Source organism: Rhizobium mongolense subsp. loessense (genome assembly GCF_900099775.1).
GTDB classification, from domain to species: Bacteria; Pseudomonadota; Alphaproteobacteria; order Rhizobiales; family Rhizobiaceae; genus Rhizobium; species Rhizobium loessense.
Window position 1 is genome coordinate 971803 of the sequence record NZ_FMTM01000001.1, and the last position, 11693, is coordinate 983495.

Sequence of the window (11693 nt, forward strand, 5' to 3'; positions counted from 1 at the left end):
CGCGGCATTGGCTGAAGGCATTTAGATGTCGAATTAGCCTGGGCACTGGGCGTGCGACCGTATTGATACCAACGGTAGGAGAGCTTGCAAGGATCCGCTTCAGCGCATCCACTCCCGCGAGCAAGCGACGCGACCTGTTTGATCGCCGTCCAGGGACCTGGCTAAAGCCTCTAATCGGACTGTACCGGTGCCAACAATCAGTCCGAATTCTGCCAGATGGCTTCGGATGGCATTAAAGGCCTTCGTTCTCTGCCGGATGAACAATGCACGCGTTTTGATCAAAGCGGTCAGCGCTTGCTGGTCAGCCGTTTTCACAGGCACAAGGCGCATTCCCTCTTGTCGTGCAGCAACGGCGATGGCCTCAGCGTCGGCCGCGTCCGTCTTGTCTCGTTTGACAAATGGCTTGACGTACTGACCGGGTAGGATGATGGCCCTATGCCCCAGTGCTTCGATTTCCCGCGCCCAGTAATGAGCACTGCCGCCTGCTTCCATTGCAACGGTGCATGGTGACAATTGCTGTAAGAACGGCTGCACTTCGCTGCGGCGGAGCCTCTTGTTGAAAAGCTTTTTGCCATCGGCGTCCAGACCGTGAACTTGGAAAACGTTCGTGGCTAAGTCCAATCTCCATTGTTTATCTCCTCATGTGGATGGACAGAGGAGCCATACGTCGACTTCGGTTTCGCAAGAATGAAAGGCATGCGAGGAACAATGCAGCCCCGGCGCCCGAAGCGATCCTCCGGTGATCCCTACCGAGCTCCGATTTAGCTTGTGGCGGTCTGGCTGGGCATCTCTCCTTAGTTCACCTCTACCTACACGACATCCTGAAGAAGATGTCTTGACTCTCATTTTGATGAGAACATAATAGGAACATAGCGCGTTGCGGCTGCGCCATCACGATACCTTTGAAACTGGAGAACGGATATGCTTCTACATCCGAACGATAAGCCGCGCCCTTTTGCGGAGGCGATCCATATTGACGATGACGACGACGATCAAGGCACGTATTGGACCCCCGCTGCACCAATGACGGTAAGCGAGGCTCATCCCAACTTGAAAGCTCAACTGCCGCCTCGGCTGGTTTTTCAGCGCATTCGCCTGATGACGGCCTGCGCCTACGACGTGGCCTCAGGCGGTCCTGTAGGCTATTTTGAAATCGCTCTCGATCCGGACAACGAGCGGGCGTGCGGAGTATTTAGGACGATATTCGAAGGCGAGGACATCACCAGCATGCCGGTGTGGTTCCCCTGCGAGAACGATGCGGAACTTGCTATTGATAAGGTCTTTCGGATTGCGCAGGCGGATGGCTGGGTTCTCTGATGCTGACCGGTCGGAAGGAAGACATCGACTACGAGGTTGAAGCCGCTCTCGCCTTTCACGACGACGATGCCAAGGCGACGATTGCAACGTTGCTGGCGGATAATCATCACTTGAGGCTGCAACTCGCATTGGCGGAAAAGGCGTTGAGCCGTGGCTTGGTCCGCGGCTGGCGCCCGAGTTTCGACCGGGACTAATGATGCCGGAAATGCACTACATGCGGAAGCTGTCCCGTTGGACGCTACTGGACGCTGCGGACGCCGGGCAGCTCCTTGTACGGCAATGTCCGGCCGGAGGTTCAGCCCACCTCTCAAGTGAGCCCGCGTGGCGCGAAGAAGCAGCGGATCGTCATATGCGGGGCGGACGTGCAGATGTGATACTGGCTGTCTTCGCTCTCCAAAACCCGGTTCTTCGGGATGAAGTATTTTGTCTTGGACCCGGTGCGGATGTTGAAGTTGCCGCCCTGCAGCGGCTCGACATAGCGCGGGCTGATGACCCGGCAGTCCTTGTTGTCGCAGCATTCGTAGCCGGTGACCGGATCATGGTGGCCGGAATACCAGTTATGGGCGACAGCGAGAGCGATGAGGACGAGCTTCATGTCTGCTTGACCTTCTCGGTGCCGAGGGCCCAACGCTCAACTTCGAAAAGACCCCACGGTATGACAATAGGGGACGTTTGCGAATGCTCCAAGCGTTGCCAATTAACGACGGACCGCGCGGCGCTCGCCAACGGCCTTCTGATACAGCCGCTCGATCTTGTGACCGGTCGACCAAAGCAGTTCGCGATCGATGCCTAGGAGCGGCGGTCGCGCAGACAGCGGCGGTCGCGCAGACAGCGACGGTCGTCGTTCCCGGCGAGGTCAGAACCTATGTTCTTGGGCAGAAATCGCCATCGGTCAAGTTTGAAGGTGAGGTTGCAGTCGGTACGGCGCTTCCTGACACGGTCGAGATCCACACGATCCCCGATCAGCCCGATTACGGTTATGTGATCGTCAACGAAAAGCGTGCTCGTCAATCCGAAGACCCGCGCGGTGATCGAGGTCGTCGAATAACTTGAAAGCACTGCGGGCCTGCCCCAGGCCCGCTAATTCCTCCCCATCAATCCACCTTCGTCCAAGGTCAAAGACAGAGGCTGACGTGAATATACGCCCGCAGTATTACACCAGACGCGACGGGGATGGTAGCTGGTCGATCGTCAATACCCAGACGCAAAAGGTCGCTGTCATCGCTGAAACACTGCCGCTAAGGCGCCTTGATGAATCCACCGCCATGGAGATTATCGATGCCTGAGAGAGAGGCATTCGGCTTCCGGAGAACCCGGCGCCTCCGCCGACAGCACAACGGCACGACGGCACGACGGCCTAAGCCGTTTTAACTAATTTGCTCTCGTTTGATCGTCTGTCATTCTGATTAGTGCGTGACGGAGGCGAACCCCTTCCCCTCTTTCACGCGGTTTGCAAAAAGGCTCGCGTTGTTCACCCAGCGCGAGCCTTTTATTGAAGCGGACGAGGAACATTCAAACCGCCTTGGACGTTCGGCGGAATGGATCGTGCGGCCAAGCTCTCCTGTAACCGTGCTTTAGCCCCTTGCACGCGGCTGTGCGATCCGCCACCAGCGGGCAATCGCCAGCCAATCGCCGGGTCATTTTTTGACATTATGTCAGTGAGAGCTTGCCTGTGGGAGCCGATCGCGTTCAGGTTCGCGACCGACAGCCGTGTCGTGCCGGTCCTTCGCGTTCATATATCCCACTAGGTCACTTGCAAGGCCAAACGATAAGCGAACTTGCATTGCGTCCTCCCATACCGCGACCTGGTCGTTTCTTCGATGATCTATGATACGGTAGGTTCCGTTGTTTTCCCGTTCAATTTCGTATCTCATCGCCGCGCCTATCTTGAGCTTCAGTCAAGCCGCATCCTAGCTGATTCGCAATTTTGTCACATTATGTCAGTTAGCAGAGTCTAATATCCCCTTTAGTTCACTCTTGGTTGCTTCTCGGTTCCCTTCATTACCTCTTTTGGTTGACCTGAACGGTCCCCTGCGCTGAACGACACCGATAGAAGGCACTCGAACGAAAATTCTTGGTCTTCAATGCCTCTTGATAGCCCGCTAGCCCCGCCCGGATCGCGCGACGCAGCCACGTGTAACGTGCAATGACCGTTGCACGGCTGCGCGGACCGCCATTCCCAGCGCCCCAAAATGATCGCCCCGATCCTTCTTATAGCATCCGCAAAGGTCACACCCATCGCCATGCCGCCGATCCCGATAACAGCGAGCGCGCCGATACCCATCAGCTTCCACCGCTTCACGTCGTCTGTTACAGGTCGCATCTCTGAAATGTCTTCCTGAACCGCCACGACAGTGCCCTCAACCTTGCCGACACGGTCGACCAGCATATCCATGCGCTGATGCATTAATCCACTCGTTGCGTCCGTCGTCGGCGATCGAGAGGATGTCATCGACAAGGCTGTCAGCTTGGGCTTCGCGCGCGCGGGCGTATTGGTCGCTAAACTCTTGATGCGCAGCCAGCCAGCGGAAAACCGTCGCCTTGTTCGGCATGGCTTCGTATTCGCAGATCGAACGTAGGCTTTCGCTTGACGCGGCCCAGCCCCACGGCACAATCGTTCATCGACGCGCTTGCAGGCAATCAGTCCGGATTTGTCTACACGAGCACAAACCCTGATGGCTCGCAAGTTCGAATGAGTGAAGGGCAAATCGTTGCGCATGTCCTTCAGGAACTAAGAGCGCAGGTGCAGCTTGTGATTGGAATGGCCGTTTTTCTTGATGATCTAGGCCTATTTCTATCTACAAACGGCATTGACCCATAAAAACAGCCTTACGACTTTTCCGCAGCAGGGCTTGAGGGAGCCGGGCCACTAAGCCCGGCTCACCTTATCGGGTATGCGGGGTCACTCCGCCTTGTCGAAAGTCAGGCGATAGACGCCGCCGATCTCGAACTGTTCGATGGCATCCGGATTCGTGACGGTCATGGAAAGCTCGCCCTGCGGCGTATACTTCGACCAGTCGCCGTTGCCTTCCGGTAGGCCCTGCAGATAGCCACCGAAGGCAGCAGCAAGCTTGATGTCGACGTTAACCTGATCGGCCTGACTGATGGTTCGGTGATTGATTTCCTTCACGTAGAACATTGCCTGTACGCTCATGCGTTTTCTCCTTATTTGCCGGAACCCGCCGGCGCGGATGGTGCTGGCCCCAGAACCGAAACAAACAGGCCCGCTGCGCGTTCTGTCATATAGGCGCTTTCGCTTACGGGGCGCCGGAAAGGAGGACATAATGTCTTCCGACATCTCCTACATGCCCTATGACCGTCGCGCAGAAACAGACGGAACGTGGACCGTTGTTGATGCCATTACTGGCCATCCTGCTAGGATCGGGTACAAGCAGTTGAACGACCTGACGGGTAAGGATGCCTCCGAATTCATGGACATCCTCAACCGGAATAAGGGTGGTTCGCCTTGGCGTCGTCTTCCGAGATATGCAATTCAGGGACTTCCAGACCAGATAAGCGGGATTGATCACGATCAGGCATAGCTCGCAGCATTTCTGCTGGAATGAAAAGCCCCCAAGTCGCTTTCATGCTGGTGATCACGCCGCAAGCAGTCGTGCAGCAACTGCTGGTGCCTTGGAAGCGGACCTTGCCGAAGCGTCAGGTCCTGCCGAAGGCAAAGCAAGGGTGAGGAGCGCCGCGAAGACCATGACGACGCCATAGGGTACCTTGCGGCTCGCCCGAATTTCCTCGATGCGCATAAAAAAGCCGAGATGCCTAAAGGGCAGCGGCACCGGCAGCCGCAGCATCAGCAGCGTTGCGACGCCGAGGACGAGGAGGAAGATCGAGAACGGCAGCATGCCATGCCAGCCGACGAAAAGGCCGATCGGCAGGAAGAGCTTGGCGTCACCGGCGCCGAACATCCGTAAAGCCCAGAGCACGACGCCGAGCGCGAACATCAGCAGGCCGGCACCGACATCGCCGCCGATCCCAGTAGAGGCAAACAGCGTCGCGCCGACATCCTGGGAGCCAAGCATCTCGGCCACGGCGCGCAGCGCATACAGGGCCACGAGCGCGAGGACGAGTGGGTTGGGGATTTTCCATGTTCGGAAATCGGTCCACCCGGCATAAAGAAAAAGCAATACTGAAAGCCACGTAGTAAAGCTGACTATTTGTATCATGCCACCTAACCCTATTGGCGAAGATAATCTACATAAATCCAGCTCTAAAGCCGATGCGGGCCGCGATGGAACGGTTTTAATGACGGGTTTTATCGAGTCGCATCTTAACCATAAACTATACACGTCGATTCGTATTCGATATCGCTAATTGACTAAATTAGAATTAACAGATTATTAATATATCTAGTCGGAGGGGTGGTCTCGACGGCAAGAGGCGGTGCCGGGGGAATGACGGCGAGCCAAGTAATCTGGAGGTAATTCTCGATGAAAGCACTTGTAAATAGCGTACGCGCTTTCGCGCGGGAAGAAGACGGCGTCGCACTGACTGAATATCTTATTCTGCTTGGCTTGCTGGTCGGCGGAGTTGTTGCATCAGTTGTCCTGATCGGCGAGGAACTCAACACGGCATGGGGATCATGGGCCACTTGGTTCCAAGCCCAAGACCTCGAAGCACCGGCTGCGGGCGGCGGCGGGACCGGGACCGGGACCGGGGGTTGATGCACCTCAGCTGCTTCCTGAGCAGCGTCCTTTGAGCTGAAGAGAGGGGTTTTGTTAACGCCTCTCTTCTAAATTAGCCATCTTAGATGGAAGTATCTCACCCAGTGTAGCGAGTAGCGGTGATGCGTTCTTCAACGATTTTCAGTCTCGTTATTGCTTTCGTGCTCGCAGGAGCAGCGGTCTTTGGAATGCGTGAGTATCTCGCCGATCAGCAGGCTCGGCTGCTGGCGATGGGCCGCACCAAGACGCAGGAAAAGTCATTGGTTGTCGCCGCCAAGCCGATGCGCTTCGGCGACCGGGTGCGCCCCGAAAATCTCAAGGCCATTGCCTGGCCCTCAAACGAAACACCCGCAGGCTCGTTCGCAAGCATCGATGCCGTAGTCGGCGACGATGCCCAGCCGCGCTATGCGATGGCGGCGATCGATCCGGGCGAGCCGGTGCTTTCCTCGAAAATCACCGGTGCCGGCGAGCGTGCCACGCTGTCGGCGGCGCTCGACCAGGGCATGAAGGCGGTTTCCATCCGCGTCAACGACGTGCTCGGCGTCGCGGGCTTCGTGCGGCCGTCGGATCGCGTCGATGTGCTTTTGACGCGGCTCGTGCGCAGCAAGGCCGGCAACGACCAGACCTTTGTCGACGTGCTGCTGCAGGGCGTCAAGGTGCTGGCCGTGGACCAGACCGCGGACGAGCGCAAGGACGAGCCTTCCGTGGTGAAAACCGTGACCTTCGAGGTGACGACCGACGAGGCACAGCGCCTCACGCTCGGCGCCACAATCGGCACGCTCTCGCTGGCACTCCGCAACATCGCCTCGTCCTCCGTCGAAGAGACCCGGCAGATCACCGTCGCCGACCTCGGTGGCGGGCCGATAGCGACCGAACTCGGCAAGGATCTGGCGAAGACGCCAGAGCGCGAAAAACAAGTCCAGATTGTCGAAAGCAAGGTCGAACCGGTATTGCCGATTGAGCCAAAGTGGGCAACTGTGGGCGTCTGGAACACGACGAAGCGCGAGGAGCACCGAGTCGGCCTGATCCAGTGACATCGATGCGGGATGCCCGCGACGCGAGCGCGGCGGCCGAATGAGGGGGGTAAAGGCAGGCATGTCGAGGTGTGGCAAGAAGGGAAATGCAAGGTCAAGAAGCCTTGCGGCACTAGTCGCAATTTTTTCGGCCTGTGTGTGCTGGGGGCCAGGTTTTAGCGGGCGCGCCGACGCACAGGAAAAGTTCGTGACGCTCGGCGGATCGGTCCAGCAGGTCACGCTGCCTCCAAACGAAACGCTGACGCTCAATACCGGCCAGACGTTCGGCGATCTCGTCATCGGCAGCGCCGATATGATCGACGTGGTGCCGCTGTCAGACCGGTCGCTGTTCATCCGCGCCAAGCAGATCGGCGCCACCAATATCTCGGTCTATGACGACAGCAAGAGACTGCTCGGCGTCATAGACGTCCGCGTCGCCAGCGATTTCAGCGAGGCGGCCTTCGCAATCCGCTCCGCCGCGCCCTCGGCTCAGGTCAGGGTTTTCAACTCGAACGATCGCATCCGCCTGACGGGCACCGTACGTGATGCCATGGAATTGCAGCGGGTGATTGAAATCGCCCAGTCCTATTCCGAGCGACCGGTGCTGAACCAGCTCAGGGTCAGCGACAGCCAGCAGGTGATGCTGGAAGTGCGTGTCATCGAGGCCTCGCGCCAGACGGGCCGCGACCTCGGGATTGGTTGGTCCGGACGGGGCAACAACGGCATCGGCAAGGCAACGACCAGCCAGGGCATCGGAGTGGAGGACGGCAGCCTCGTCCGCACCCTGCTCGACCCCAAGGGGGCGGCGACGGGTATGCAGCCCTTCGGCCAACTAATCGCCAAGGTCCTGGAAATCTCGGGCGGCCAAATTGACGTGGTGATCAACGCGCTCGAGCAGAAGGGTGTGGTGCGCCGACTGGCGCAGCCGAACCTGATCGCCATGAGTGGCTCGACGGCCAGCTTCCATGCAGGCGGCGAAGTGCCTATCCTGACCACGACGACCAACGGCGCGACCGTCGCCACCCAGACCGACTATCGCCCCTTCGGCGTGCGGCTGACTTTCAAGCCGGTGGTTCTCGATGACGGCCTCATCAACCTGCAGATCGAGCCGGAAGTCTCCGAGCTCGATACATCGATCAACGTCAACGGCAATCCGGGCTTCATCTCGCGCGCGGCCAGCACCACGGTGGCGCTGCGCAACGGGCAGAGCTTCGCAATGGCGGGGCTTTTGCAGTCGATCAATGCCAAGGACATCCAGCAATTGCCGGGTCTCGGGCAGATACCGATTCTCGGCGCGCTGTTCCGCTCGACGAGCTTCCAGAAAAAGGAATCTGACCTCGTCATCGTCGTCACCCCGCATATCGTGCGGCCGGCCTCGCCAGGCGAGGACCTCTACAGTCCGCTTGACCAGACACGTTCATCGAACGACGCTGAGCTGTTCGCGCTCGGTATACTGGAAGTGGACAAGGACATGCTGCGGCGCTTTCGCAACGGCGAAGGTGTGAAAGGCCCCTATGGCCATCGTCTCGATCTGGACCAGGGAGGCCAACTTGCTGTTGCAAAAAGATAAGCGCGTGCTTCTCGTCCTTATCGTCGCCAGCCTCGTTTCCGGCTGCGCCGACTACATGAACCATCGCGACTCGATCACCTTCGGGCTCGGGAACGCCGTGGAAGCCAACAAGGCCATCCATACGCAGGACCCGTTCCCGCCGCAAGCGCAGCGAACCCGTATCGCCAGCGACGGCAAGGTGATCCGCAGGGTGGTCACCGATTACCAGAACGGCGGGTCGGTTATCGTGCAGCCGGTTCCGGCCGCGGCGGCCAATGGCACGGCCGGTGGGGCAGCCCTCGGCAGGTAACTATCGAATGGCATGAACGGCGGCAGCGCCGGAAGGAAAAGACGCACAAAACACGGACGTCACGGCGATAGCGCCGCGATGGGGGTATGCCAATGCTTAGCAGGGTTATCCGACGGTTCTGGAATGATCATCATGGCTACGTCATCGCCTTGACGCTCATCGCCATGCCGCTGCTTCTCGGCTTTTCGCTGCTGGTCATCGATGTAGGCCGCAGCGGCAATCTGCATACCGACCTGCAGAGCGCCGTCGATGCGATGGCGCTCGCTGGAGCCCGCGAACTCGACGGCCGGGACGATGCAATCGACCGGGCAGACGCGGCGATCGAGAAAATTGCCAACAGTGCAGCTTTTTCCGGCGGCGGAAACGGCATGTCGCTCGGCTCGTACATAACGGTGAGCTATGATCCCGGAAACGATGCCGGGAGCACCGTTATTGTCAAATATCTCAAGAGCATACCGGATCAGGATGACGACGACATCGACCTTGACACGATGGAGGCGGAGAACTCCAACGAAGCCTCCTATGCCTGGGTGATCGCCAAAGAACAGGCGATGCAGACGATCTTCCCGATACCAGTCGGCTTCACGCGTGACACAGTGAATGTCTCGGCGGATGCCGTGGCGGTCTACCGGGTGAGCGCCTGCGACGTGACGCCGATGTTTATCTGCAATCCGTTCGAGCCGGTCGGGAACACGAGCGAGACGGCAAGCGAAGATGCGGCAGAGGCCTTACACACCAACTTTGCGGCCGGCAATCTCTATGGCGTGCAGATCGAGCTTCACAGCACCTCGGCGTCCAACCCCGGTCCTGGCAATTTCGGTTTTTTGCGAACCCCCTTGGGTAACGGGGCGTCCGAGCTGGCCGAGGCTCTTGCCACCGGCAATCCCGGTACCTGCTATACACGTGACAGCCTCGATACAGAGACCGGTGCAAAGGCGGGGCCGGTCGAAGACGGCGTGAATACGCGCTTCGGTTACTACTCCTCGTCGTTCAATAAAGTGAAGGGCGATTATCGTTATCGTCCAGCCCAAAACGTGCGCTCTGCTCAAACGATAACCGGAAAGGGTGGCAAGGGCGTCAAGGGATGCGATACGTACGATCCGGTAAAAGTGGGAGACATTGTCGGCGATCCCGCCCAGGCTTTGCCGCTAGGCTACGGAGCGGCCATGAACTCCCTCTCCGGCGGCAAGATCAGCAGCGGCAACAACTGGCAGTATTCGACATACTGGAACGTTGCTCAGGGAACGGCGGCTCCGTCAGCAAGCACGATCCTGAGCAGCCACTCCAGTTATCCGCAGCAGGCAGCCGGTACACCATCCCAGCCCTCCGCCTACGACGTCTACCGCTACGAACTCGCCAACCCGGCGCTCATCAGCCATGCCTCGGCAAACGGTGAGACGGGGACGCCTGCGACAGGCGGCCAGTGCTACAGCGGGCCCGACCTCGGAGACTATACGGCGGCCGAATATGGCGATCGCCGCGAGATCTTCTCGGCCATTGTAAACTGCGGCTACGAACAGTCTGTCGGCCATCTGAACGGCCATAAGGCCACCCGTGCGGTCGCCTTCGCCCGGATGTTCCTGACCAAGCCGGCGATCAAGGATGCCGGCGAGCGATACCTCTCGCTCGAAATGATCGACATAACCGGCAAGGGCGGACGCGGTACGCTCGATGAGTTCCTGCGCGAAGAAGCGGAACTAGTCCGATGATGATGGCGCTCCGCAATTTCGTCCGGCAAGGCCTTGGTCTCGAGTTCTGGTCAAGGCAGGAGGGAGCGGTACTGGCCGAAGCGCTGGTGGCGGTGCCCTTTGTGACGCTGTTCGCCGCCGGTATTCTCGAGTTCGGCAACATTTTCTGGGAGCGGATGCAGATCGACGCAGGCCTGCGCGATGCCGGGCGTTATTTGTCGCGCTGTCGGCCAGCGTCGGGAACCTATGCGCCGACATGCAATCAGACAACGGCGAAGACGATCGCCTTTTACGGAACGCAAACTCCTGCAGCGGACGCCAAACCCCGCGTGCCGGGTTGGAAGGACCCTGCGGACATCACCATCGCAGCGCCCGATGCCGATGGGAACATCACTATTTCTACCGCTCACCTCTACCAGACTTCGCCTCTGTTCGACTGGCTTGGAATCGATGCCATCACCATCAATTCCTTCCATGAAGAGAAGTACATCGGATGGTGACCTTTCGGACATTTGGGGCGTTCTGGCAAGATACCCGTGGCGTCAGCCTCACCGAGGGGCTGCTGACCTTTCCGATCGTTATGCTGGTGTTTGCCGCCTTCGTCGAGTTTGGCTATGCGATGGCGCAGTGGAACCAGACGGTCAAGGCACTGCAATATGGCGCCCGCCTGGCTGCAGTATCCGATCCGCTGACAACGAATTTCGGCGCCGTTTTCCCGATCGAAGCCGCCGATCCACTCGACAACGGCAAGGCCGCGCCGAACGATGCGGCGATTGCCTCAACCTGCGGACCGGCTCTTGCGAACTGCACGGCGGCATTGAACCGGATCGTCTTAGGGAGCGATGGATTCTGTAGCGTGCCGGGTGATCCCCACCCTGGCATTTGCGACTTCAACTGGCGGATCCAGCCGCAGAATCTGATGGTGACCTACCAGCGCTCGGGACTCGGCTACTGGGGCCGGCCGGACGGGCCGGTGCTGACGATGCGGCTGGAGGTGCGCGACGTCACCTTCGATCTGCCAATCCTCGGGGCACTGCTCGGGATCAACGACATCGTCATTCCAGCCCATCCGGTGACGATCACCACGGAAGACCTCAAGACTTGTTCGACCTGCTGACTCCTTGAATATTGCGTAGGAAA

Annotated in this window: 17 protein-coding genes and 1 pseudogene; 12 read left to right on the forward strand and 6 right to left on the reverse strand. The window is 58.9% G+C overall.

The features are described from left to right. Nucleotides 1-99: 99 nt before the first annotated feature. On the reverse strand, nt 100-621 hold the full coding sequence (locus tag BLP23_RS04820; protein WP_092583743.1) for an IS110 family RNA-guided transposase: 522 nt from the start codon (nt 619-621) through the stop codon (nt 100-102). 300 nt (nt 622-921) lie between these two features. On the opposite strand from BLP23_RS04820, the gene BLP23_RS04825 reads away from it, so the two are divergent. Both BLP23_RS04825 and BLP23_RS04830 read left to right on the forward strand, forming a co-directional pair. Next, nucleotides 922-1317 carry a hypothetical protein gene (locus BLP23_RS04825; RefSeq protein ID WP_092583744.1) on the forward strand — a complete coding sequence of 132 codons (396 nt, stop codon included), beginning with the start codon at nt 922-924 and terminating at the stop codon, nt 1315-1317. Then, complete coding sequence (locus BLP23_RS04830; protein WP_092583745.1) at nt 1317-1511, forward strand: hypothetical protein; 195 nt, start codon at nt 1317-1319, stop codon at nt 1509-1511. The genes BLP23_RS04825 and BLP23_RS04830 overlap by 1 nt, the downstream gene beginning before the upstream one ends. Nucleotides 1512-1624: 113 nt before the next feature. Here the strand turns inward: BLP23_RS04830 and BLP23_RS04835 are convergent, their stop codons facing one another. Continuing rightward, nucleotides 1625-1912, reverse strand: a complete 288-nt coding sequence (locus BLP23_RS04835; RefSeq protein WP_092583746.1) for a hypothetical protein — start codon at nt 1910-1912, stop codon at nt 1625-1627. Nucleotides 1913-2130: 218 nt separating this feature from the next. Here BLP23_RS04835 and BLP23_RS34305 point away from each other — a divergent pair. After that, nucleotides 2131-2365, forward strand: a pseudogene (locus BLP23_RS34305) (DUF1236 domain-containing protein); the annotation flags it as partial. Nucleotides 2366-2450: 85 nt separating this feature from the next. Next, nucleotides 2451-2603, forward strand: a complete 153-nt coding sequence (locus tag BLP23_RS33590; RefSeq protein WP_167363829.1) for a hypothetical protein — start codon at nt 2451-2453, stop codon at nt 2601-2603. A 680-nt stretch (nt 2604-3283) separates the two neighbouring features. On the opposite strand, the gene BLP23_RS35200 is transcribed toward BLP23_RS33590, so the two are convergent. The 3 genes from BLP23_RS35200 to BLP23_RS04850 all read right to left on the reverse strand — a co-directional run bounded on the left by BLP23_RS35200 (nt 3284) and on the right by BLP23_RS04850 (nt 4471). Next, on the reverse strand, nt 3284-3724 hold the full coding sequence (locus BLP23_RS35200) for a DUF1515 family protein (RefSeq protein ID WP_407691764.1): 441 nt from the start codon (nt 3722-3724) through the stop codon (nt 3284-3286). Further along, nucleotides 3678-3869 (reverse strand): terminase small subunit-like protein, encoded by a 192-nt coding sequence (locus tag BLP23_RS35055; protein WP_324613718.1) that lies wholly within the window; start codon nt 3867-3869, stop codon nt 3678-3680. Before BLP23_RS35055 ends, BLP23_RS35200 begins: the two co-directional genes overlap by 47 nt. Nucleotides 3870-4219: 350 nt before the next feature. Further along, complete coding sequence (locus BLP23_RS04850; RefSeq protein WP_092583748.1) at nt 4220-4471, reverse strand: hypothetical protein; 252 nt, start codon at nt 4469-4471, stop codon at nt 4220-4222. A 130-nt stretch (nt 4472-4601) separates the two neighbouring features. Here BLP23_RS04850 and BLP23_RS04855 point away from each other — a divergent pair, with 130 nt between their 5' ends. Then, nucleotides 4602-4859 carry a hypothetical protein gene (locus tag BLP23_RS04855; protein ID WP_092583749.1) on the forward strand — a complete coding sequence of 86 codons (258 nt, stop codon included), beginning with the start codon at nt 4602-4604 and terminating at the stop codon, nt 4857-4859. Between the two features lie 54 nt (nt 4860-4913). On the opposite strand, the gene BLP23_RS04860 is transcribed toward BLP23_RS04855, so the two are convergent. Continuing rightward, on the reverse strand, nt 4914-5495 hold the full coding sequence (locus BLP23_RS04860) for an A24 family peptidase (RefSeq protein ID WP_092583750.1): 582 nt from the start codon (nt 5493-5495) through the stop codon (nt 4914-4916). Nucleotides 5496-5759: 264 nt separating this feature from the next. Here BLP23_RS04860 and BLP23_RS04865 point away from each other — a divergent pair, with 264 nt between their 5' ends. The 7 genes from BLP23_RS04865 to BLP23_RS04895 all read left to right on the forward strand — a co-directional run bounded on the left by BLP23_RS04865 (nt 5760) and on the right by BLP23_RS04895 (nt 11670). Beyond that, the gene (locus BLP23_RS04865; protein WP_092583751.1) at nt 5760-5993 is read left to right on the forward strand and encodes a hypothetical protein; all 234 of its coding nucleotides are present in this window, start codon (nt 5760-5762) and stop codon (nt 5991-5993) included. A 122-nt stretch (nt 5994-6115) separates the two neighbouring features. Then, nucleotides 6116-7027 carry a Flp pilus assembly protein CpaB gene (cpaB, locus tag BLP23_RS04870; protein WP_092583752.1) on the forward strand — a complete coding sequence of 304 codons (912 nt, stop codon included), beginning with the start codon at nt 6116-6118 and terminating at the stop codon, nt 7025-7027. A 61-nt stretch (nt 7028-7088) separates the two neighbouring features. After that, a complete protein-coding gene (locus BLP23_RS04875) occupies nt 7089-8576 on the forward strand; it encodes a type II and III secretion system protein family protein (RefSeq protein ID WP_092583753.1) in 1488 nt (495 codons plus the stop codon). Beyond that, nucleotides 8560-8865, forward strand: coding sequence for a hypothetical protein (locus BLP23_RS04880; protein ID WP_092584276.1), 306 nt, complete (start codon nt 8560-8562; stop codon nt 8863-8865). Before BLP23_RS04875 ends, BLP23_RS04880 begins: the two co-directional genes overlap by 17 nt. Before the next feature lie 92 nt (nt 8866-8957). Then, complete coding sequence (locus BLP23_RS04885; protein WP_092583754.1) at nt 8958-10574, forward strand: TadE/TadG family type IV pilus assembly protein; 1617 nt, start codon at nt 8958-8960, stop codon at nt 10572-10574. After that, nucleotides 10574-11053, forward strand: a complete 480-nt coding sequence (locus BLP23_RS04890; protein WP_092584277.1) for a TadE/TadG family type IV pilus assembly protein — start codon at nt 10574-10576, stop codon at nt 11051-11053. Before BLP23_RS04885 ends, BLP23_RS04890 begins: the two co-directional genes overlap by 1 nt. Further along, complete coding sequence (locus BLP23_RS04895; protein ID WP_092583755.1) at nt 11047-11670, forward strand: TadE/TadG family type IV pilus assembly protein; 624 nt, start codon at nt 11047-11049, stop codon at nt 11668-11670. Before BLP23_RS04890 ends, BLP23_RS04895 begins: the two co-directional genes overlap by 7 nt. Nucleotides 11671-11693 lie beyond the last annotated feature (23 nt).

What these genes read in the sequence shown, in the direction of transcription:
- BLP23_RS04865 (WP_092583751.1), top strand. Translation starts at nt 5,760, where the DNA reads ATGAAAGCACTTGTAAATAGCGTACGCGCTTTCGCGCGGGAAGAAGAC.
- BLP23_RS04860 (WP_092583750.1), bottom strand. Translation starts at nt 5,495, where the DNA reads ATGATACAAATAGTCAGCTTTACTACGTGGCTTTCAGTATTGCTTTTT.
- BLP23_RS04855 (WP_092583749.1), top strand. Translation starts at nt 4,602, where the DNA reads ATGTCTTCCGACATCTCCTACATGCCCTATGACCGTCGCGCAGAAACA.
- BLP23_RS35200 (WP_407691764.1), bottom strand. Translation starts at nt 3,724, where the DNA reads ATGCATCAGCGCATGGATATGCTGGTCGACCGTGTCGGCAAGGTTGAG.
- BLP23_RS04890 (WP_092584277.1), top strand. Translation starts at nt 10,574, where the DNA reads ATGATGGCGCTCCGCAATTTCGTCCGGCAAGGCCTTGGTCTCGAGTTC.
- BLP23_RS04825 (WP_092583744.1), top strand. Translation starts at nt 922, where the DNA reads ATGCTTCTACATCCGAACGATAAGCCGCGCCCTTTTGCGGAGGCGATC.
- BLP23_RS04885 (WP_092583754.1), top strand. Translation starts at nt 8,958, where the DNA reads ATGCTTAGCAGGGTTATCCGACGGTTCTGGAATGATCATCATGGCTAC.
- BLP23_RS04895 (WP_092583755.1), top strand. Translation starts at nt 11,047, where the DNA reads ATGGTGACCTTTCGGACATTTGGGGCGTTCTGGCAAGATACCCGTGGC.
- BLP23_RS04850 (WP_092583748.1), bottom strand. Translation starts at nt 4,471, where the DNA reads ATGAGCGTACAGGCAATGTTCTACGTGAAGGAAATCAATCACCGAACC.
- cpaB (WP_092583752.1), top strand. Translation starts at nt 6,116, where the DNA reads ATGCGTTCTTCAACGATTTTCAGTCTCGTTATTGCTTTCGTGCTCGCA.
- BLP23_RS04830 (WP_092583745.1), top strand. Translation starts at nt 1,317, where the DNA reads ATGCTGACCGGTCGGAAGGAAGACATCGACTACGAGGTTGAAGCCGCT.
- BLP23_RS35055 (WP_324613718.1), bottom strand. Translation starts at nt 3,869, where the DNA reads ATGCCGAACAAGGCGACGGTTTTCCGCTGGCTGGCTGCGCATCAAGAG.
- BLP23_RS04835 (WP_092583746.1), bottom strand. Translation starts at nt 1,912, where the DNA reads ATGAAGCTCGTCCTCATCGCTCTCGCTGTCGCCCATAACTGGTATTCC.
- BLP23_RS04875 (WP_092583753.1), top strand. Translation starts at nt 7,089, where the DNA reads ATGTCGAGGTGTGGCAAGAAGGGAAATGCAAGGTCAAGAAGCCTTGCG.